Source organism: Cohnella sp. GCM10020058 (genome assembly GCF_042683485.1).
Lineage (GTDB): Bacteria > Bacillota > Bacilli > Paenibacillales > Paenibacillaceae > Cohnella.
The window spans coordinates 35,106-54,309 of sequence record NZ_JBHUJV010000007.1; the positions used below are offsets into that span (position 1 = coordinate 35,106).

General features: G+C 58.8%; 18 protein-coding genes and 2 tRNA genes. 2 read left to right on the forward strand and 18 right to left on the reverse strand.

The features are described 5' to 3' along the window. Positions 1 to 107: 107 nt before the first annotated feature. From ACFSR7_RS10405 to ACFSR7_RS10435, 7 genes are all read right to left on the reverse strand, one after another. Positions 108 to 5,843, reverse strand: a complete 5,736-nt coding sequence (locus ACFSR7_RS10405; RefSeq protein WP_378161889.1) for a beta strand repeat-containing protein — start codon at positions 5,841 to 5,843, stop codon at positions 108 to 110. Between the two features lie 15 nt (positions 5,844 to 5,858). After that, a complete protein-coding gene (locus ACFSR7_RS10410) occupies positions 5,859 to 6,197 on the reverse strand; it encodes an alpha-helical endospore appendage domain-containing protein (RefSeq protein ID WP_378161225.1) in 339 nt (112 codons plus the stop codon). Next, a complete protein-coding gene (locus tag ACFSR7_RS10415; RefSeq protein ID WP_378161227.1) occupies positions 6,194 to 7,318 on the reverse strand; it encodes a glycosyltransferase in 1,125 nt (374 codons plus the stop codon). Before ACFSR7_RS10415 ends, ACFSR7_RS10410 begins: the two co-directional genes overlap by 4 nt. Before the next feature lie 14 nt (positions 7,319 to 7,332). Further along, the gene (locus tag ACFSR7_RS10420) at positions 7,333 to 7,713 is read right to left on the reverse strand and encodes a hypothetical protein (protein ID WP_378161229.1); all 381 of its coding nucleotides are present in this window, start codon (positions 7,711 to 7,713) and stop codon (positions 7,333 to 7,335) included. Next, complete coding sequence (locus ACFSR7_RS10425; RefSeq protein ID WP_378161231.1) at positions 7,700 to 8,047, reverse strand: alpha-helical endospore appendage domain-containing protein; 348 nt, start codon at positions 8,045 to 8,047, stop codon at positions 7,700 to 7,702. The genes ACFSR7_RS10420 and ACFSR7_RS10425 overlap by 14 nt, the downstream gene beginning before the upstream one ends. Positions 8,048 to 8,218: 171 nt before the next feature. Continuing rightward, the gene (locus tag ACFSR7_RS10430) at positions 8,219 to 8,857 is read right to left on the reverse strand and encodes a YkoP family protein (RefSeq protein ID WP_378161233.1); all 639 of its coding nucleotides are present in this window, start codon (positions 8,855 to 8,857) and stop codon (positions 8,219 to 8,221) included. Positions 8,858 to 8,964: 107 nt separating this feature from the next. Continuing rightward, positions 8,965 to 9,774 (reverse strand): helix-turn-helix transcriptional regulator, encoded by an 810-nt coding sequence (locus ACFSR7_RS10435; protein ID WP_378161235.1) that lies wholly within the window; start codon positions 9,772 to 9,774, stop codon positions 8,965 to 8,967. 137 nt (positions 9,775 to 9,911) lie between these two features. Here ACFSR7_RS10435 and ACFSR7_RS10440 point away from each other — a divergent pair, with 137 nt between their 5' ends. Continuing rightward, the gene (locus ACFSR7_RS10440; RefSeq protein ID WP_378161237.1) at positions 9,912 to 11,399 is read left to right on the forward strand and encodes an alpha-N-arabinofuranosidase; all 1,488 of its coding nucleotides are present in this window, start codon (positions 9,912 to 9,914) and stop codon (positions 11,397 to 11,399) included. A 118-nt stretch (positions 11,400 to 11,517) separates the two neighbouring features. On the opposite strand, the gene ACFSR7_RS10445 is transcribed toward ACFSR7_RS10440, so the two are convergent. From ACFSR7_RS10445 to ACFSR7_RS10475, 7 genes are all read right to left on the reverse strand, one after another. Next, positions 11,518 to 11,793 carry a DUF6171 family protein gene (locus tag ACFSR7_RS10445; protein WP_378161239.1) on the reverse strand — a complete coding sequence of 92 codons (276 nt, stop codon included), beginning with the start codon at positions 11,791 to 11,793 and terminating at the stop codon, positions 11,518 to 11,520. Positions 11,794 to 11,978: 185 nt separating this feature from the next. Further along, positions 11,979 to 12,066, reverse strand: a tRNA-Leu gene (locus ACFSR7_RS10450). Positions 12,067 to 12,165: 99 nt separating this feature from the next. After that, positions 12,166 to 13,266 (reverse strand): GerAB/ArcD/ProY family transporter, encoded by a 1,101-nt coding sequence (locus tag ACFSR7_RS10455; RefSeq protein WP_378161240.1) that lies wholly within the window; start codon positions 13,264 to 13,266, stop codon positions 12,166 to 12,168. 37 nt (positions 13,267 to 13,303) lie between these two features. Next, the gene (locus ACFSR7_RS10460; protein WP_378161242.1) at positions 13,304 to 13,528 is read right to left on the reverse strand and encodes a hypothetical protein; all 225 of its coding nucleotides are present in this window, start codon (positions 13,526 to 13,528) and stop codon (positions 13,304 to 13,306) included. Positions 13,529 to 13,549: 21 nt separating this feature from the next. Continuing rightward, complete coding sequence (locus tag ACFSR7_RS10465; RefSeq protein WP_378161244.1) at positions 13,550 to 14,725, reverse strand: Ger(x)C family spore germination protein; 1,176 nt, start codon at positions 14,723 to 14,725, stop codon at positions 13,550 to 13,552. Positions 14,726 to 14,729: 4 nt separating this feature from the next. Further along, complete coding sequence (locus ACFSR7_RS10470; protein WP_378161246.1) at positions 14,730 to 16,256, reverse strand: spore germination protein; 1,527 nt, start codon at positions 16,254 to 16,256, stop codon at positions 14,730 to 14,732. Positions 16,257 to 16,467: 211 nt separating this feature from the next. Continuing rightward, positions 16,468 to 16,749, reverse strand: a complete 282-nt coding sequence (locus ACFSR7_RS10475) for a sensor histidine kinase (RefSeq protein ID WP_378161891.1) — start codon at positions 16,747 to 16,749, stop codon at positions 16,468 to 16,470. 36 nt (positions 16,750 to 16,785) lie between these two features. Between ACFSR7_RS10475 and ACFSR7_RS10480 the strand changes: the two genes are divergently transcribed. Then, positions 16,786 to 17,064: a hypothetical protein gene (locus ACFSR7_RS10480; RefSeq protein ID WP_378161248.1), complete on the forward strand. Its 279-nt coding sequence runs from the start codon at positions 16,786 to 16,788 to the stop codon at positions 17,062 to 17,064. 41 nt (positions 17,065 to 17,105) lie between these two features. On the opposite strand, the gene ACFSR7_RS10485 is transcribed toward ACFSR7_RS10480, so the two are convergent. The 4 genes from ACFSR7_RS10485 to ACFSR7_RS10500 all read right to left on the reverse strand — a co-directional run bounded on the left by ACFSR7_RS10485 (position 17,106) and on the right by ACFSR7_RS10500 (position 19,041). Beyond that, positions 17,106 to 17,193: transfer RNA gene (locus ACFSR7_RS10485), tRNA-Leu, on the reverse strand. A gap of 128 nt (positions 17,194 to 17,321) precedes the next feature. Then, a complete protein-coding gene (locus tag ACFSR7_RS10490) occupies positions 17,322 to 17,594 on the reverse strand; it encodes a hypothetical protein (protein WP_378161249.1) in 273 nt (90 codons plus the stop codon). A gap of 438 nt (positions 17,595 to 18,032) precedes the next feature. Then, entirely contained in the window at positions 18,033 to 18,359 is a 327-nt protein-coding gene (locus ACFSR7_RS10495; protein ID WP_282907922.1) for a hypothetical protein, read from the reverse strand. A gap of 109 nt (positions 18,360 to 18,468) precedes the next feature. Beyond that, positions 18,469 to 19,041 carry a xanthine phosphoribosyltransferase gene (locus tag ACFSR7_RS10500; RefSeq protein ID WP_378161251.1) on the reverse strand — a complete coding sequence of 191 codons (573 nt, stop codon included), beginning with the start codon at positions 19,039 to 19,041 and terminating at the stop codon, positions 18,469 to 18,471. Positions 19,042 to 19,204: the final 163 nt, after the last annotated feature.

Here is a 19,204-nt window from a genome sequence, read left to right on the forward strand (position 1 = left end):
AGTTCGACATATTTCCTGCACTCCCTTCTGTCGAATATAAATAATTTGTGTCAAAAAACCTGACGACGCTGTGTGCGCCGCCAGGTTTTAGGAGACAGACGTTCCATTTAGGTCAAGCGATGCATAGACCATACGATTCCGGCCGTCGAACCGCCTAGATTTAATGACGCCGTCAACCCGTTGGCGTCGTAGAACAAGCCGACAACGTCTCCTGCGTTAAGCTGCACATCCCCGGCCAACGTGACCGTGCCGCTACCGAGGATTGCTCTGAGGGTAAGAAGAAGCGCAATGTTGACGTTCAGAATCGGAAATAATCCGGTAATCAGCGTCGTCGCTGTCGGCGTGGTCCGCCTGACGTAAAACGAAGGGTTTATGCCCGCTCCCAGCGATATGGTCAGAGCGGCCGTTGTGCTGTAGTTAATGGTAGCTTTTATGGCGTATTGACCCGTGGTAGGCACCGTATAGTTGCCCGTTGTCGGATTAAACCCCGCAGTCGTAAAATACGGACTCGCCACCGTGAACCCGGTCAGCTGCGAACTCGTCGTGATCGACGCGAGGTTCGGGATGAAGCCGGAAAAGCCGTCAGTCGAGATCGTACCGGTGGATCCGGTAGACCCAGTGGCTCCGGTTGCGCCCGTGGCACCGGTTGCACCGGTGGCGCCTGTAGCTCCCGTTTCACCTGTTGACCCGGTGGCACCTGTAGCCCCGGTTAAGCCCGTGGCGCCTGTTGCACCGGTGACACCAGTAGTGCCGGTGACGCCGGTCGCTCCGGTTGCGCCTGTTGCACCTGTAGCTCCGGTGACGCCGGTTGCGCCGGTGGCACCTGTAGCTCCGGTGACGCCGGTTGCGCCGGTGGCACCAGTAGTGCCGGTTGCTCCGGTTCCTCCTGTAGCCCCGGTTACGCCCGTGGCGCCGGTTGCGCCGGTGGCACCAGTAGTGCCGGTTGCTCCGGTTGCTCCTGTAGCCCCGGTTACGCCCGTGGCGCCGGTTACGCCGGTGGCACCAGTAGTGCCGGTGACGCCGGTCGCGCCGGTTGCGCCTGTAGCTCCGGTGACGCCTGTTGCGCCAGTTGCGCCTGTAGCTCCCGTTTCACCCGTTGACCCGGTGGCTCCTGTAGCCCCGGTTACGCCTGTGGCACCGGTTGGTCCGGTCGGGCCAGTCGCACCAGTTGCTCCGGTTGCTCCGGTTGCGCCAGTTGCACCCGTCGAGCCTGTTGTTCCTGTTGAACCAGTTCCCCCTGTCGGACCCGTTGCTCCTGTTTCGCCTGTAGCTCCCGTTGCCCCAGTTGCGCCGGTCGGCCCCGTGTTTCCTGTAGCTCCCGTCGGGCCGGTTGCTCCCGTTTCACCTGTAGCTCCTGCTGTGCCAGTTTCTCCGGTCGGGCCCGTGGATCCTGTTACTCCTGTAGTTCCCGTAGTTCCCGTAGCTCCGGTTGCACCCGTCTCGCCCGTAGCTCCCGTTGCGCCAATTGCGCCGGTCGACCCCGTGGATCCTGTCGCTCCTGTAGCTCCCGTGGCACCGGTTGGTCCAGTCGCACCAATCGCTCCGGTTGCACCCGTTTCGCCCGTAGCTCCCGTTGCGCCAGTTGCGCCGGTTGCTCCAGTGGCTCCTGTTGAACCCGTTTCGCCCGTAGCTCCCGTTGCTCCCGTTTCTCCGGTCGGACCCGTGGATCCTGTCGCTCCTGTATCTCCCGCAGTTCCGGTGGCACCGGTTGGCCCAGTCGCACCGGTCGCTCCGGTTGCACCCGTTTCGCCCGTAGCTCCCGTTGCCCCAGTTTCTCCGGTCGGACCCGTGGATCCTGTCGCTCCCGTAGTTCCCGTAGTTCCCGTGGCTCCGGTTGCTCCCGTCTCGCCCGTAGCTCCCGTTACACCAGTTTCTCCGGTCGACCCCGTGGATCCTGTCGCTCCTGTAGCTCCTGTAGCTCCCGTGGCACCGGTTGGTCCAGTCGCACCAATCGCACCGGTTGCACCCGTTTCGCCCGTAGCTCCCGTTGCGCCGGTTGCTCCAGTGGCTCCTGTTGCTCCCGTTGCGCCAGTTTCTCCGGTCGGTCCCGTGGATCCTGACGCACCGGTTAGTCCGGTTGCTCCTGTGGCTCCTGTTGAACCCGTTTCGCCCGTAGCTCCCGTTGCTCCCGTTTCTCCGGTCGGACCCGTTGATCCTGTCGCTCCTGTAGCCCCCGTAGTTCCCGTGGCACCGGTTGGCCCAGTCGCACCGGTCGCTCCGGTTGGCCCAGTCGCACCGGTCGCTCCGGTTGCACCCGTTTCGCCCGTAGCTCCCGTTGCCCCAGTTGCGCCGGTCGGACCCGTGGATCCTGACGCACCGGTTAGTCCGGTTGCTCCTGTGGCTCCTGTTGAACCCGTTTCGCCCGTAGCTCCCGTTGCTCCCGTTTCTCCGGTCGGACCCGTGGATCCTGTCGCTCCTGTAGCTCCCGTAGTTCCCGTGGCACCGGTTGGCCCAGTCGCACCGGTCGCTCCGGTTGCACCCGTTTCGCCCGTAGCTCCCGTTGCCCCAGTTGCGCCGGTCGGACCCGTGGATCCTGTCGCACCGGTTAGTCCGGTTGCTCCTGTGGCTCCGGTTGTACCCGTTTTGCCCGTAGCTCCCGTTACACCCGTTTCTCCGGTCGGACCCGTGGATCCTGTGGCTCCCGAAGTTCCAGTCGCTCCACTGGCACCGGTTGGTCCAATTGCACCCGTTTCGCCTGTAGCTCCCGTTGCGCCAGTTGCTCCGGTCGGACCCGTGGATCCTGTGGCTCCCGTAGCACCGGTTGGTCCAGTTGTTCCCGTCGGGCCGGTTCCTCCCGTTTCACCTGTAGCTCCTGTTGCCCCAGTTGCTCCGGTCGGTCCCGTAGATCCTGTTGCTCCCGTTTCGCCCGTAGCTCCCGTTGCCCCAGTTGCGCCGGTCGGACCCGTGGATCCCGTAGCTCCCGTAGTTCCCGTCGCTCCAGTGGCACCAGTTGGTCCAGTCACACCGGTCGCTCCGGTTGCACCCGTTTCACCTGTAGCTCCTGTTGCCCCAGTTGCTCCGGTCGGCCCCGTGGATCCTGTTGCTCCCGTAGCACCGGTTGATCCAGTTGCTCCCGTCGGGCCGGTTCCTCCCGTTTCACCTATAGCTCCTGTTGCCCCAGTTGCTCCGGTCGGTCCCGTTGATCCTGTTGCTCCCGTTTCACCCGTAGCTCCCGTTGCCCCAGTTGCGCCGGTCGGCCCCGTTGATCCTGTAGCTCCCGTAGTTCCCGTCGCTCCAGTAGCACCGGTTAGTCCGGTCGCACCGGTCGCTCCGGTTGCACCCGTTTCGCCTGTAGCTCCCGTTGCGCCAGTTACCCCTGTCGATCCGGTTAAGCCAGTTGCTCCCATCGGGCCGGTTGCACCCGTCTCGCCTGTAGCTCCCGTTGCCCCAGTTTCTCCGGTCGGTCCCGTGGCTCCTGTGGCTCCCGTAGCACCGGTTGGTCCAGTTGTTCCCGTCGGGCCGGTTCCTCCCGTTTCACCTGTAGCTCCTGTTGCCCCAGTTGCTCCGGTCGGTCCCGTAGATCCTGTTGCTCCCGTTTCGCCCGTAGCTCCCGTTGCCCCAGTTGCGCCGGTCGGCCCCGTGGATCCCGTAGCTCCCGTAGTTCCCGTCGCTCCAGTGGCACCAGTTGGTCCAGTCACACCGGTCGCTCCGGTTGCACCCGTTTCACCTGTAGCTCCCGTTGCCCCAGTTGCTCCGGTCGGCCCCGTGGATCCTGTTGCTCCCGTAGCACCGGTTGATCCAGTTGCTCCCGTCGGGCCGGTTCCTCCCGTTTCACCTATAGCCCCTGTTGCCCCAGTTGCTCCGGTCGGTCCCGTTGATCCTGTTGCTCCCGTAGTTCCCGTCGCTCCAGTAGCACCGGTTAGTCCGGTCGCACCGGTCGCTCCGGTTGCACCCGTTTCGCCTGTAGCTCCCGTTGCGCCAGTTACCCCTGTCGATCCGGTTAAGCCAGTTGCTCCCATCGGGCCGGTTGCACCCGTCTCGCCTGTAGCTCCCGTTGCCCCAGTTTCTCCGGTCGGTCCCGTGGCTCCTGTAGCTCCCGTAGCACCGGTTGGTCCAGTTGCTCCCGTCGGGCCGGTTGCACCCGTTTCACCTGTTACTCCCGTTGCGCCAGTTTCTCCGGTCGGTCCCGTGGCTCCTGTTGCACCGGTTGGACCGGTTGGACCGGTTGCACCAATCTCTCCAGTCGCACCTGTTACTCCTGTCAATCCGGTGGTTCCTGTCGCACCAGTTTCACCTGTCGGACCGGGCGCCCCCGTTGAACCTGTGGCACCTGTAATACCTGTTGATCCCGTTTCTCCAGTAGAGCCACTAGCTCCTGTTTCGCCCGTTGCTCCTGTCAATCCGGTGACTCCTGTAGCCCCCGTTTCTCCCGTGTTACCAGTTAGTCCGGTCGCACCTGTCTCCCCAGTCGCACCCGTTGCTCCGGTCGACCCGGTCGAACCAGTTGCTCCCGTTGGGCCAGTAGTTCCTGTTGAACCAGTTGCCCCTATCGGGCCAGTTACACCCATTTCGCCTGTGGCACCAGTAACACCTGTTGATCCAGTTTCTCCTGTAGCTCCGGTTGCGCCAGCTGCGCCAGTTACCCCTGTCGATCCGATTAAGCCAGTTGCTCCTGTTAATCCTATCGGTCCAGTAACTCCCGATGCTCCTGTGGTACCGGTTGGCCCAGTTGCGCCTATCTCTCCGGTGGTACCAGTTAGTCCGGTCGATCCTGTCGATCCTGTAGCACCAGTTTCGCCTGTCGGACCGGTCTCCCCTGTTGAGCCTGTAGCACCTGTAATTCCTGTTGCACCCGTTTCGCCTGAAGCTCCCGTTGCGCCAGTTACCCCTGTCGATCCGGTTAAGCCAGTTGCTCCTGTTTCTCCTGTCGGCCCAGTGACTCCCGATGCCCCCGTGGCACCGGTTGGTCCAGTTGCGCCAATCTCTCCAGTCGCACCGGTTATTCCTGTCGATCCGCTTGTTCCTGTAGCCCCCGTTTCTCCCGTGGTACCAGTTAGTCCGGTCGCACCTGTCTCCCCAGTCGGGCCGGTCTCCCCCGTTGAGCCTGTAGCACCTGTAATACCAGTTAATCCCGTTTCTCCAGTAGAGCCTGTAGTTCCGGTCGACCCAGTGACTCCCGATGCTCCCGTGGCACCGGTTGGTCCAGTTGCGCCAATCTCCCCAGTCGCACCTGTGGCTCCTGTCGATCCGGTTACGCCAGCGGCTCCTGTTTCACCAGTGACTCCCGTTGCTCCTGTCGTTCCCGTACCCCCGGTTGAGCCCATAACGCCTATTTCGCCCGTCGCTCCAGTAATTCCAGTCGCGCCGGTGGCCCCTGTCGCGCCTGTCGCCCCGGTTGCCGGAGACGCGCTCTCGATCCGCACGATTGCCGAGCCTTGCCTGACCTCGATATCCAACGTGTCGGATTCGAATATGAGCTTCTCGCCGGCCCCTACCGTTGCCGATCCGGTCGGACCGATTACATCGTACAAAAAAGAACCGGGCAGCACGCCGCCTGCCGGCCCCGTCGGGCCAGCCGGTCCCGTGGCGCCGGTCGCGCCTTGCGAGATCGGAATCGAGAGCACGCTGTCCAGCTTGCCATGGAGCTCAAGCTCGGTCTGGGTCACTTCCCGCAGCGTATTGCGAATGCTCTCATTAATAGCTAGAAGTTCATCAATATTTGGCGCAGGCCCTTTGGCGCCAGGCAGCGTGCCGAGCACATATTGGAGCTTTTCGCCTTCCGCATTAATGATATGGCTTAGTCCCAACTCTTCATAGGCGATGGAGGCCAGCAGCAGGTTGAGCGCTTCCTCGCGGGACTGCGCGGCGGACGGGGTGATGTTGGGGATATCGGAAAATGACATGCGGCTCCCCTCCGGTCATGGATGCCGATCCATCCGGGACCCGCAGATGCCGCCGGCGTATCGTTCCAGGATCTGATCGTACTTTATAAGATGCAGAACTTCCTTGGACACCGTCTCCTGCACCGTGCCCAACACCGAACGTCGAACCGCCAGCAGGCGATCCTCGGAAATGACAGAATCCATGCGACTCGCAGCAAAAGAGGAAGTTGCAAGATCAGCCAATTCGCCTTGACTGTTCAACAGATGCGCCAGCGCCATGTCTTCACGGGCCAGCGATGACAAAAGGACAGTGATCTGCCGCTCCAGCGCGCATTCTGCCGGATTCGTTTGTTCCCGATCGCCATGCCGCTTCATGCCTCGTTCCTCCCCGCCTCAATCTGCGACAACCGGTTCATTGCTTTATCGTACTCGGCATGTATTGCCGCAGTCCGACCATATACCGCATCCGCTTCTACAGAGTCGCCTAACAGCTCAAAGCATCTTCCCATAAACGCGTAAGCGCGGAAACTGCCGATTCCCGCCTCGGTAAGCTCCGGACCGCACCGCTCCCCTAGCGCCAGGCAATCCCTGAACGCATCAACAGCTTCGCCATATTGTCCATTTCGGTATAAAATGACACCCTTGTAAAAACGCAAGCCCGCATCGTCCGGGTACAACGTCAGCGCGCGATCGATGCCGAGCGAGGCGCTCCGTTCGCTTCCTGAGGCGAGTAAGATGGCGTATTTCAGCCGGTAAAACGCGATCGGCGGCAGCTGTCCGTTCTGTAATACTCCGGATATCGCTGCGTTGATAGCTGCAAAAGCATTCTCATAGCTGCCTGCGCCGGTAAGCTCGCCTGCGATGTGATAATCCGTCCAAGGGTCGGAGCGGCCGCTTCGTTTTTCCGTTTGCAGCATGAGCAGATTTCGTTCGCGCTTCTTTTTCCTTTGCCGGATGTCGTCCATATATCCAAAGTGATGGATTGTCGCTGGAATCAGGGAGATCGCGTCATCAGCTGCCGGCACACCGTCTCTGCTAAGCCGCTCGTGAATCGCGCCTTCGAATGCGTAGCCGCTCCCGCTGGGGAACACCCGGTGCTGCGCCATCCGATAAGCCCGCCTGGGGTCCGGTCGGCCGGAACCGATATAATGTAGCGTCTCGGTATACAGCAGCCGTTGTCTGCTAGACGATCTCACGACTTGGCGCAAATCGTCCGCGTCTCCGGACTCCAGCGCTTCATCCGCGTCCATCCACAAGATCCAAGCCCCCGTCGCCTTGGATAAGCTGTAGTTGCGCGCCTCCGCGAAGCTTCCCGTCCACTTAAAGTCGTATATCTTGGCGCCATGCGCGCGCGCGACGGCTGCCGTGTCGTCCCGGGACCCGGTGTCCACTACGATCGTCTCGTCTACGATCCCTTTAACGCTGTTCAGGCACCGTGCGAGCGTGTGCGCCTCGTCCCGGACGATCATGCAAAGCGAGAGCAGCTTTTTGCTCAACCGTCCCACCCCCTTTATATGGAGTAGAGCGCGCGTTTTTCTTTGTTCGGTCTGTACGTGACGCTGACCAAATAAGGAGGCGCGGGAAATCTTCTTTTTCGGATGAGGCGCGGCCCCGATTCATGAACGGCAGCCGCATTGCGCGAACCTATCAAACGATCGTAACGGTGCGCGACCGCCTCGTTCAAAGCTTTTAATTGCCCGACGGACGCCTGCGACGTGCTTAAGTCGAATACCGTCGAAGCACCTTCCAGATGAGAAGCCCGCCTTAACGCGCTCAGCGCCCTCCGGTAGCCGTCCAGCGCTTCAGCCAGCTCCCGATGAGCTGGCAAGCAAGCAGCGCGGATTGTTTTTTTGATGTCTGAGGAAAAAAACGCGTCCTCATTCATCGTCATCGTCATGGCCGCCCGGATCGCAGCGCTTGTCGCCATGCTCCGACCGGTACAGGTCAAGTGTATTGTCGAGCTTGCGCAGCAGCAGCCATTCCTTCATGACCACAGCGTCCAGCAGCCGGACCGACTGTCGGCCTGCTTGCGCCATCAGCTCGCATCTGGCGCGATGGGAAGCGGCGTGTTGTCCCTGGTGCGCGAGCGCCCGCATCTGTTCCGCCTCCGCATTGAGCAGATGCGCGAGCGCGGTTTCTTCCAGCGCGATCGACTTCAGCAGATCCACGACGACCTGGTCCAAGCTGGGCCGGTACGGCTCATGCGGTATCGTAGGCATACTCATGGCAGTCATCCTCCTTCGTCCGCACGGTTGCGGCGAATCCGACCCGAACCGACTATTTTATGGATATGGCTTCGATATTCCTACATATGCGCCTAAATAGGCATTCGTGTCGAAAACGAAAAAAAGAAGCCTTTCAATTTCAAGGCTTCCGGAATCGAATCATACTTTTATTTAAGAAGCGGCGGGCTTGAAGCCGCCCATCGATCGCTTGAGCGATTGACGCGAGTGGATCAGCTGCATCGGTACGAGCTTGTCCTTGCTCCCTTGCGTGCGGAGCCGGCCCGCAGGATGCAGAAATCTGAGCAGCGTCTGCAAATAGACGGCCGTCCATCTCTCCATCGTGCGCGAGGGCATCGGCCGGCACTCGAAGCCCATTCCGTGTATGAGACCGCGATGGAGCAGTGTCGTGCCCAGCAGCCCCTTGACCTTGGCCAGCTTCGGGTCGCCTTCCATAGCCTCTGCGATTCGTCTTAGCGAAGCGCGAGCCAGCCGGGCGGTCTTCAGAGCGGCTCGATCCGAGCCTACCGTACCGGACAGCTCCAGCATTTGCCAATTGTCCAGATGGAGCTCGCCGATCCTGTCGCCTGCCTCGATCCGCGTACCGTCCGCGCAGATAATCGGTTCGCCCGAATACCGCTTGACGAGCAGCTTGCACATGCCGTAATCGAGCTTGTCTTCGCTGCGCCACTCCATTCCGAGCCAGACGACCCGCTCCCATAATAGCCATGCCCTTTGCCTGACCGTAAACCGCGCGCCCGCCCCGGCTCCCCCGACGAGGCCAGGCGCTTCTACTCGCGTACTGCCGTTCATCCCGCTTCCTCCCTTATCCCTCGGCTCTGTCTCTATCATTGTAGCCTCGGCGAGGAATGCCTCCCATCGTCTTGCGTCGTGAACGGAAGCCCTGCTAGAGTCGTGATCTACACTGGACTACGGTCGGGTGCGGCTGCATCGCTTGCATGGCGGTAGTGCTTGGGCGTAACGCGAACATACTTTTTAAACTGGCGCATGAAGTGGGTATCGTTGTCGTAGCCGCATAGATCCGAGACATCGGATACGGACAGCCTGCTGTTTTTCAACAAATACTTGGCGTACTCAAGTCTGGCTGCGATCATATCGGTCATGACAGGCACACCGAAGAACTGCTTGTACGAGTGCTGAAAATAAGATTTGCTCATATTGACCCGAGCAGCCAGCTCTTCGACGGTTGTCCGCTCGTGCGGCGCATTGTACAGGGCACTCCTGAGATCGACGAATGCGCCGTAATAACCGCTCACTTTTTCCGGAAGAGGCGCAGCTTGCGTCGCATTCGCCAGCTTCATTAAAAATCCGCGAAGCTCCGTGTCCAAGATACGACCCGCCAGACGCCCCCCGTTGCTCTGAATGCGCCGCAGCTCCATGACCCCCCTAGAGATCTGCAGGTCATCTACGGCTTTGACCGGTTCATTCAAATCATAATCGAGCTCGGTAAGGAGCTGCTCTATATCGTTGCCGATGCAATGAAACCAATCGTTGACGAAAGGCAGCTCGAGATGGCGGTACAAATACGAGGTATCGGGGCCGAATATGATGTGCGTTCCCGGCTCCACGCTTATCGAACGACCGTCGACGACGATCTCCGCGAGGCTTTTGAAGAAGACAAAGGCATAGTTGCCGGCCCCTCTCGGCCTGTCGATCGTGAGTCCGTCCGGGTGGACGTAGTGATATCCACAGCTAAGCAGCTCAAGCATGAGCTCCCCTCCTAAAGCACGATCGGTTAGTTTTTTGGATATTATAATCGATGGTTTGCCTCTTCTCAAGCTTCTATAATGAAAGCTGAAACCGCGTTCAAGCAATCTTAATGATGCAATTCGGAAGGGGTAGTCGCATGCTGAAGGCCATCGTGCATACGGACTGGACGACAGGGACGATTAACAAAAATATTTACGGTCACTTTTCGGAGCACCTCGGGCGGTGCATCTACGAAGGGTTGTGGGTCGGATCGGAATCGCCGATTCCCAATACGGACGGCATCCGCAACGACGTATTGGAAGCGCTTCGGGAGCTCAAAGTTCCAGTGCTGCGCTGGCCGGGCGGCTGCTTTGCCGACGAGTATCATTGGAGAGACGGCATCGGTCCCCGCGAGACCCGCAAGCGCATGATCAATACGCATTGGGGCGGCGTTGTCGAAAACAACCACTTCGGCACGCACGAATTTTTCCGGCTGTGCGAGCTGATCGGCGCGGAGCCTTATATTTGCGGCAACGTAGGCAGCGGCAACGTTCAAGAGATGTCCGAATGGCTGGAATATATGACCTTCGACGGCGAGTCGCCGCTTGCCAATCTCCGCAGGCAGAACGGCCGCGAGAAGCCTTGGAAGCTCAAATACTTCGGCGTGGGCAATGAAAACTGGGGATGCGGCGGGCACATGCTGCCCGAATACTATGCCGATCTGTACAGGCAGTTCCAGACCTACTGCAGACAGTACGGGGACAACAAGCTGTACAAGATCGCCGGCGGGGCGAACTCGGACGATTACCGGTGGACGGATGTGCTGATGCAGAAGGCGGCCGGGCAGATGGACGGGCTGAGTCTGCACTACTACACGGTGCCGGGCACCTGGGAGTCCAAGGGCTCGGCGACGGACTTCGACGAAGCCGACTGGGAGCTCACGATGCGCAAGGCGCTTCATATGGACGAGCTGCTCACCCGCCACGGCACGGTCATGGACCGGTACGATCCCGAGCGCCGCGTCGGCATGATCGTCGACGAATGGGGCACTTGGTTCGACGTCGAGCCAGGGACGAATCCCGGCTTCCTTTATCAACAAAACACGATGCGTGACGCGCTTGTCGCAGCCGCGCATTTGCATATTTTCCACAAGCATGCTCACCGCGTCCAGATGGCGAACATCGCGCAGCTCGTCAACGTATTGCAAGCCGTCGTGCTCACCGAAGGAGACCGGATACTGCGTACGCCGACCTATCATGTGCTGAAAATGTATGCCGTCCATCAGGATGCCGAGGCGCTCGCCTTGCATGGCGAATTCGGCAGCTACGGCTCGGGAGACGGTCAGCCGCTGCCGCATGTCGGCGCGACGGCTTCGCGGAAGGACGGCGTCATACACGTAAGCCTTTTCAACCTGCATCCCGCAGACGCGGCCGAGCTCCGGCTCGAGCTGCGCGGATCCGAAGGAGACTTCGAGATGGAAGGTTTCGTATTAAGCGGCGACGGCATAAATGCCCACAATACGTTCGATGCGCCGGATCTTGTCGAAGCAAAGCCGCTGGAAGGTATCGAGCGGGACGGCCAATACTACCTGGTCCCGATGGCGGCTGCTTCGGTCGCGACGCTGCGCTTCAAGCCGCGCTCGTAAAAAGGCCCGCAGCTCGTACGTAACTCGCACTTCAATCGTTCGCAGTTCCTTCGTAAACCCGCATAAAAAGCTCCATGCACTCGCCATGCGCATGGAGCTCTATTCATTTCCCCCTCATCTACACGATCCATCGCTGACGTACGGCTGATTCAGGATGCGGGCAGCGCCCCTCCTTGAGACTTGCACGCAGCCGTACTAGGCAGCCGCAATGCATGCAAGTCGTGCCGTAGGCAAGACTGTCGCAGCTCGCGCACGCTTCCAGCCTGTTTTTATACTTGTCGTCGTCAACCCGGTCGTTCGATTTGATCTTGGACAACAGGCGATCGATCTGATCATCCGTTATCTGCACGCTCGAAGTGCAGCTCTTGCAGCCCTGTGACGTTTTTGCGCTCATGCCGAGGCCTCACGCCTTTCCCTTATCGGTGCATATGTATCGCCCCTTTATGATAGTCCTTCAGAAGCCTTAGCTCCATTCAACATGCTGCTCAAAAAACTGACCGATGCTGCTTTGGCACTATGGCATGCAAAAAAGCTCGCATGCCGCCGAAGGGCGAACATACGAGCTTGTTCTTATAAAGGTGGTGCGGTCGAGAGGACTCGAACCTCCACGGGGGGTTAGCCCACTGGAACCTGAATCCAGCGCGTCTGCCAATTCCGCCACGACCGCATATGTGCGTCCCGATCAAAAGCTTTTGTTTCTCAAGACGATAAATTAGATTATATAGGGAACGTACGCGAATGTAAAGCCTTAATTTAATTTTTTCGATTACGAGTTCGCCCTCTCCTTCGCCGATGCGCGGCGGACCATGCCGACCAAGGCCAGGCAAGCGGGAAAAGCGATGTAACCGGTCATAATGTAAATGTTGCCCCAGGTCGAAATAAAGGACAGCAACGCTTGCATGCTCGGGGCGACCCAAAAGGCGGACGCGACCAGCAGAAAGCCGACAGGATAGACGAACAGTTTGTCGTCTTTGACACCGGTACAATGCGCCATTCCTACCGCCGCCGTATAGTAGAACAAGGAGATTCGCACGAACGTGCCGAGCACCCAGCTGGCCATAACCATCGCTTCGACATGCTCGATAAAGTCCGCTACACGGATGTACCGGGAAGCCATAAGGAACGGGTAATAAAACTGCGCGGCGTCGATGCCGAACAGAAACAGCACCGTCAGATTGATGAGCACCATCGTCGCCGAGGCTGCCGCTACGCTCCAATAGCCTGTCCGGGCCGCCTTCTCGCTTTTAACGAATGGCAGTAGGAACGAAATCATGACGAACTGGCAAAACCAGCCCTGAACGACGACAATCCCCTTTGCCACTGGCAGCGGACCATTGCCGAGCACCGGCAGTATTTCCGAGCCGTTCATATCGGGGATCAACAGGATGACATTGATCAGGAGCAGTGCGAGCACGACGGGCAAAAAGATTTGCGCGCAGCGGGCGAGCGTCTCGATTCCGGCCTTGAGCGCCATCGCGCAGACGATCAGCATCGAAGCCATTAGAACGACGAGCGGCGTCTGCTGAAAAAAATTGCCTGCGATAAACTCGGAATAGTCGCGTAACGTAGCTCCGCATATATGCAGATGGAACAGTAAAAAGACAATGCCTGCCGTTCTTCCGGCTATGCGGCCCAGCGCCTCCTCCATGGCGCCAAACAGATGCTTGCCGGGATATAGCCGATGGAGCCGGATGGCTGCCCACACCGGTATGAAGCCGCCGATCGCGGCAAATACAGGCGTCATCCACATATCGCTGCCGGCCATGACCGTCGCAGCGGACGGCATGACCAAAAAGGCGGTGCCGATGACGGACATATAAAGCAGCGCGCCCATTTGCGCCGGCGATATGCTTTCTTTGCCCGCCATGCGTTTTCGCCTCCCTATAGCGTTTGCGCGCTCCCGATCAGGGAGCCAGCCACTTCCCGAGCGGCTCGAACCAAGGACGTATCCAAGCGGTTGGTCCGGGAACGTCCGGCGCGAGCAGCAGCAGCCCGCACAACGCGACGCCGCCCGCCAGTACGCTTGCGTAAGCCCACTTGTCGTGCTTGTTGCGCTTCAGATCCTTGGCATCCGCCCAGAACATGGCCGCAGCCAACGCCACCGAGCCCGCTAGCATAATCCATTTCATGAGCGTGAGGACTCCTTCCGTTCAATAGGGAACCGACGTGTCCGACATCCCCGGACGCTTGATCTGCGTATGGACGTCCACCTCGATACGGATCTCCTTAAATCTGCTGTCCCAGTCGTTTCGTGCCTGTTTCCATTGCTTCGGATAATGCTTGCGGAACAGGTCGCCGACGCCGAAAATATCCGCATTGTATTGCCGCTGGCCCGCTTCTGTCGCTTCTTCGATACGCGACCTTATGCTCTGCGAGGCAGCCCGCTCCACTTTTTGTATCCAGGCCTCGTTAACGACCGTTCCTCCGGTCGTATTTTGCAGGAGCACGGCATCGTTCTTGACCCTCACGCGAACGCTCCACCGGCCTCCGCTAATGCGCGGGACAAGCACGGATCGCGAGCTGACGATACGCAAGGATACGCTGCCCGGCATGCCTTGAGGCTTGAACGTGACGATCGCTTCCTTCGTATCGTTGCGAAGCCAGAGCAGGCCGCGCGTGAGCCGCATATTCAGTTTGCCTACGGATCTGCCGTTTTTAAACACGGTGCTTCCCGTAATATAGGACACGGTATTGTTCGGTTTTTCGCCGGGCTCATCGGGCAGCTTCTGAATGTAAGGCAGCACGGCCGCCTTTCCAGTACTTCGCATCATATGCAGCAGCTCGAACAGCGAGACGCCTAGTCCGACCTTCAAGTTCGTCATCTCCCGCAGCGTCTCGGCGGCGTCCCGCTCGAGGTTCGGCATCAGCCGCAGGGTCTCGACTGCTTTGCCTTCGCTCACGAACAGGTTGGCGCGCTCCCTTGTCTGACGGGAACGAAGCAAATAATCCATATCCTCCTCGACGCCGCGCGCCGCCCGGGCCTCGCCGAAGATAAACACTTCGTTATGCTCCCACGACAGCCTTCTGGACAAAGTCGTTTGCAAGCGGGATGCGGCATCCGCGACCGATATTCCCGTCGCTTCCTTCACGATCGTCTGCGAGGCGCCTCCGCCTCCCGAGCTCTGTTCTCCGAAGCTTTGGCCGCCGCCCGCTTTTTTCGGCACGAAAATTTGCACGGACAGCCGAAGTCCCCCGTCCTCCTCCTCGTCGAGACCCGTCGCCATGACGAGCGCCATATCGTTGATCTCCAGCCGGTCCCAGCAGCCTGCGGTCAGCGGGAGCAACATGCATAAAGCCAGCGAGACGAACGCCTTGAACCACTTCATGGCATTACCCGCCTCCGTGCTGCGGCTTTGGCCCGTTTGGAGATCGCCGTACGGCGTTCGCCTGCTGCGCGGTAGCCGGCCGTTCGTTCAGCGCCCATATTGGCGCGCGTATGAACGTATCTTTCCAGGGATGTCTGGCTCCGCGCCGGAAAAAGACCAGAAAGGGCTCTCCGAACGATCGCAGCGATGCGAGATGTATGACGAGCGCGATCACGCCCAGAATCAAGCCAAGCAGGCCGAGGAAGCCGGCAAGCAGCATAACCGGGAAGCGAAGGAGCCGAATCGAGATGCCCACCGAATAATGCGGAATCATAAAAGAAGCGATCCCCGTCAGCGCCACGACCATGACCATGGGCGGCGACACGAGGCCTGCCGCAGTCGCGGCCTGGCCGATGACCAGCGCGCCGACGATGCTCACGGCGGAGCCCACTTGCTTGGGGAGCCGCACGCCGGCCTCCCGCAGCGCCTCGAAGGAAATTTCCATAAGCAGCGCCTCTACCAAAGCGGGGAACGGGATGTCCTCCCGCGACTCCGCGATGCTGAGCAGCAGCGTCGTCGGCACCATTTCCTGGTGGTATGTCAAAATCGCGACGTACAGCGAGGGAAACAGAAGCGCCAGCAAAAAAAACAGGTAACGGAGCCACCGAATGACCGTCCCGAGCATGAAGCGCTGATAATAGTCCTCCGGTGACTGCAGCAGCGCGAACAGCGACGTCGGGGCGATCAACGCAAAAGGCGTGCCTTCGACCATCAGCATAACCTTCCCCTCCATCAACGAAGCAGCTCCGACATCCGGCCGTTCCGTCGAGAGCAGCTGGGGGAAAGGAGAGAAGGTCTTGTCCTGAATCATCTCTTCGATGGTCGCGCTCTCCAGGACGCCGTCGATATCGATGCGCGACAAACGGCGCATCACTTCTTGAACGAGCGATGGCTTGGCTACGGTCTCGATATAGCAGACGACCACTCTTGTACGCGTCATCCGGCCTATCGTCATCGTCTTCATTTTGAAGCTGGGCGTCCTCAGCCTGCGACGCATCAGCGACATATTGGTGTCGAGGGATTCTCCGAACCCCTCCCTCGGACCGCGAACGACCGACTCGGCCATCGGCTCTTCAATTCCGCGCTTCTCCCAATCGGCCATATTAAGAATAAGTCCGCCCGGCTCGCCATTCACAAGCAGACACGGCATGCCCACAAAAAGGCCTTCGATCAACTCGCGTATCGTTGTCGCGACGTAAGAATCCGCAATCGGCAGCTTGCGGGCAATCTTGGACAAGCCTCCGCTTTCTTCAGGCGATAAACGCATGAGCGGCGCCATCGCCATCTTCTCCAGCTGCGCCTTGTCCGACAGTCCGCACAAATATATCAAAAGCGCCTCCCTGTTTTCGCCCGCCGAAAAAGGATGGAATACGGCATCGGCACAGTGGAGAAGCACGCCGTCCAGTATTGCTCTATTTGTCTTCAGGTCAGCGGCGATCGGTCGATCCGTCTCCGATAAGGCATGGATCGAAGGGGAAGTAGAATCGGACATGTACGAGGCCTCCCGTCTTCATCCGGCTTAGCGTTTCCCATATGGCTGCCAACTATTACCGAATGCTTCCGCGCGCAGATCGATCGAATCGATTGAGCAAAAAAAAGACCGGAACGCTCGAAAAAAAAGCTTCGAGCTTCCTCCGGCAGCCGCGAGGACGTATCGTATCCGGCCCTGGTCAAGACATTGCGAAGTCGCATGGAAACGTCGCTCATGACGCATCGCCTTTGCGTGTCGCTTCCCGCTTCACTACGGGAATCGTAAAACAAACCCGGCAGCCTTCGCCGGGCTCGCTCTCCGCCCAGACCGTCCCTCCGTCACGATCCACGATTTCTTTGGCGATTGAAAGTCCGATGCCTTGCCCGTCCGTGTACGCCGATTGTTCCAACCGGGTACGCCGATGAAAAATCAACGACAAATGCCGGGTTTCGATGCCCGGTCCATCGTCCCCTACCGTCACGCATGCCTGACGATCGTCCACGGACGCCTTCAGTCGGACCGTCCCGTTCTAAGGACCGACAGTCGGATCGTGAGCGCGCGCGCCGCATTAAGCTATAAAGCCGAAGGCTACCCCCACGTGGAAGGAAGCGCGGCCATCCTGCTGACGACACCCTCAGGCGTGCCGTGCACGGTGAATCTGTCCGGCTACGCCAGCGCCACGCGCGAGGAAACCGAGCTGATCTTCACCAAAGGCATATTAAAAATTGTCAGCCGCCGATCAGTCTGGCTGTCGCAGGCGGTCCTTATTTCGTCGGCAAAGATCATGAGCAACACGCTGCAAATCCCAATCACGCAAAAAAGCTCCTGAATTGTCTCAAGGACGATTCAAGAGCTTGTTCATAATTAAGGTGGTGCGGTCGAGAGGACTCGAACCTCCACGGGGGGTTAGCCCACTGGAACCTGAATCCAGCGCGTCTGCCAATTCCGCCACGACCGCAAATGATCTTGCCGGGAACGATGTACGCTTGTCCTTTAGTGACGCCGCGCCTTATGTTCCGCAATCACGAGACTCATAATAGCACGGGCCGGGAAACGAAGTCAAGCATGTCCATAAAGTTCTAATTTTCAGTCATTTGTATCATCCGGTTCGCCGATATCCTCAAGATCAAAGGGCGCTCCATCAAGCGCCGGCGCCTGTCTGGGCTCCGATGCGGGACCGATTGCATAGCTCCGCCGCAGCTTCACGACACGGCGGTTCGGCCTGCGGATCAGCACGTAATCGTCGTCCCACGCCACGACGATGCCGCGTACGTCGTTGATCTGCAAAATGTCCCGTACGACGCGGACCTTGATTCCCTCGACCCGGTATTGATCCAGTTGTTCGTCGCTGATTGCCATGGCGGCCTCCTTGTTCATAGGCTTGAAAAAACTGGCGTCGCGTTTAAAGCTTATCGATGACTCGTCCGACAGCCATTCCGACAGGCCGACGCCTCGCTGCAGCTTCGCTTTTTCGCCGCAATGCCTTAATTCCTGCAAATCTGCATTTTTTGGGGCAGATTTCGACCTATTTGTCCAAATAGATGCAATTGTGCAGGTAATTCTTCTTCATTAGCCTGATTTGAACTTGCATATTGTGTTCACCTGCACATTTGCAGGTATTTCATCAAGTGGCACGAGTCGCTGCAAAATACATGCACAAATGCAGTTTTTTGGGCTTGCGGAATATCCGAAAAGCTCAGATTCGCCCAAATTATACATCCGGATCTTTAAAAAAACAGGACCCGAATGAGACGGCCGTCTCGTCCGGGTCCTCCCGCTATTCAACGCTGCAGCTGCTTAGCCGACATGCTCGCGCGATTCGTTGGTCTCGTACCAGTAGTCGAGCACCTTGCTCGACATGACGCGGCCTCGTACGTACTCGGCCTGACGCTCCGTGAACTGCTCCGTCCAGGTGATCTCCAGCTCGTCGCACAGCTTCACGATCGTGAGAAGCTCCGACCAAGCGACGTATCGCTTGTACCAGAAAAATTGCGGATGTTCGATCATATAAGGATACAGGTCGTCGAACTCCGTATGCTTGCAGTCGAGCGCGCGCTCGAAATGGATCTTGGCTTGCTCCAGCTTGTCGACGAAAAACTGCTGCGACACGTTCATGTCTCCCATTTGCTGCTCGCCTCCCTCTGCACTTAGCCTTATTATAGAACAAATGGCAGCCCGACGGAAAGACCTCTCTTTAAGGTTGGGCTTGGGATTATCTTACAAAGAATAGGGACTAGTCCTCGAACGTTATGGCGTTACCTTCCAAAGAAGAGATCTTGACGAGCGATTCGACCTGGTAGCCCAGCTCCCGCAGCGTCCTGCCGCCTGCCTGAAACGACTTCTCCAGCACGATTCCGATGCCTGCCACCGAGCTGCCCGCTTGTTCAAGAATCTTGAGCAAACCTCTTGCAGCGTCTCCGTTGGCGATGATATCGTCGATGAACAGCACCCGGTCCTCGGCCTTAAGCAGGTGCCGCGATACGAGCAAGTCGGTGACGATGCCCTTGGTAAAAGAAGGCACGCGCTCGCAGTAAGCATCCGGCTCGTTAAGCAGCGTTTTCTTGCGGCGGGCGAATACGAGCGGCAGGTTCATTACGAGCGCCGTAGCGAACGCGACCGGAATGCCTGACGATTCGATCGTTACGACCTTCGTGATGTCCCGACCCTCGAAGCGGCGCGCGAATTCCTTGCCGAGCTCCATCGTCAGGCCCGGATCGACGCCGTGATTGAGCAGCGAGTCGAGCTTCAGGACGCCTGCGCTCACGACGGTCGCTTCCTCTAAAATCCTTCGTTTCAATATATCCATGACATTCTCCCCGTCCACTCTTTTCCGAATAAAATACCATATCCCATCGCGTTCACGCAACACCGGCCGGAGAGCAAATATTTATGGGCCTATGTACCTCCACCGAATTCCGCCCGCGACACAAGACCTATGCGGAACTACTCAAATGTAATGCATAGAGCAA

Bases quoted from the DNA above. Each gene is read 5' to 3' on its own strand.
- ACFSR7_RS10405 (WP_378161889.1), bottom strand. From the start codon at position 5,843: ATGTCATTTTCCGATATCCCCAACATCACCCCGTCCGCCGCGCAGTCC.
- ACFSR7_RS10410 (WP_378161225.1), bottom strand. From the start codon at position 6,197: ATGAAGCGGCATGGCGATCGGGAACAAACGAATCCGGCAGAATGCGCG.
- ACFSR7_RS10420 (WP_378161229.1), bottom strand. From the start codon at position 7,713: ATGACGATGAATGAGGACGCGTTTTTTTCCTCAGACATCAAAAAAACA.
- ACFSR7_RS10425 (WP_378161231.1), bottom strand. From the start codon at position 8,047: ATGAGTATGCCTACGATACCGCATGAGCCGTACCGGCCCAGCTTGGAC.
- ACFSR7_RS10430 (WP_378161233.1), bottom strand. From the start codon at position 8,857: ATGAACGGCAGTACGCGAGTAGAAGCGCCTGGCCTCGTCGGGGGAGCC.
- ACFSR7_RS10435 (WP_378161235.1), bottom strand. From the start codon at position 9,774: ATGCTTGAGCTGCTTAGCTGTGGATATCACTACGTCCACCCGGACGGA.
- ACFSR7_RS10440 (WP_378161237.1), top strand. From the start codon at position 9,912: ATGCTGAAGGCCATCGTGCATACGGACTGGACGACAGGGACGATTAAC.
- ACFSR7_RS10445 (WP_378161239.1), bottom strand. From the start codon at position 11,793: ATGAGCGCAAAAACGTCACAGGGCTGCAAGAGCTGCACTTCGAGCGTG.
- ACFSR7_RS10455 (WP_378161240.1), bottom strand. From the start codon at position 13,266: ATGGCGGGCAAAGAAAGCATATCGCCGGCGCAAATGGGCGCGCTGCTT.
- ACFSR7_RS10460 (WP_378161242.1), bottom strand. From the start codon at position 13,528: ATGAAATGGATTATGCTAGCGGGCTCGGTGGCGTTGGCTGCGGCCATG.
- ACFSR7_RS10465 (WP_378161244.1), bottom strand. From the start codon at position 14,725: ATGAAGTGGTTCAAGGCGTTCGTCTCGCTGGCTTTATGCATGTTGCTC.
- ACFSR7_RS10470 (WP_378161246.1), bottom strand. From the start codon at position 16,256: ATGTCCGATTCTACTTCCCCTTCGATCCATGCCTTATCGGAGACGGAT.
- ACFSR7_RS10490 (WP_378161249.1), bottom strand. From the start codon at position 17,594: ATGGCAATCAGCGACGAACAACTGGATCAATACCGGGTCGAGGGAATC.
- ACFSR7_RS10495 (WP_282907922.1), bottom strand. From the start codon at position 18,359: ATGGGAGACATGAACGTGTCGCAGCAGTTTTTCGTCGACAAGCTGGAG.
- ACFSR7_RS10500 (WP_378161251.1), bottom strand. From the start codon at position 19,041: ATGGATATATTGAAACGAAGGATTTTAGAGGAAGCGACCGTCGTGAGC.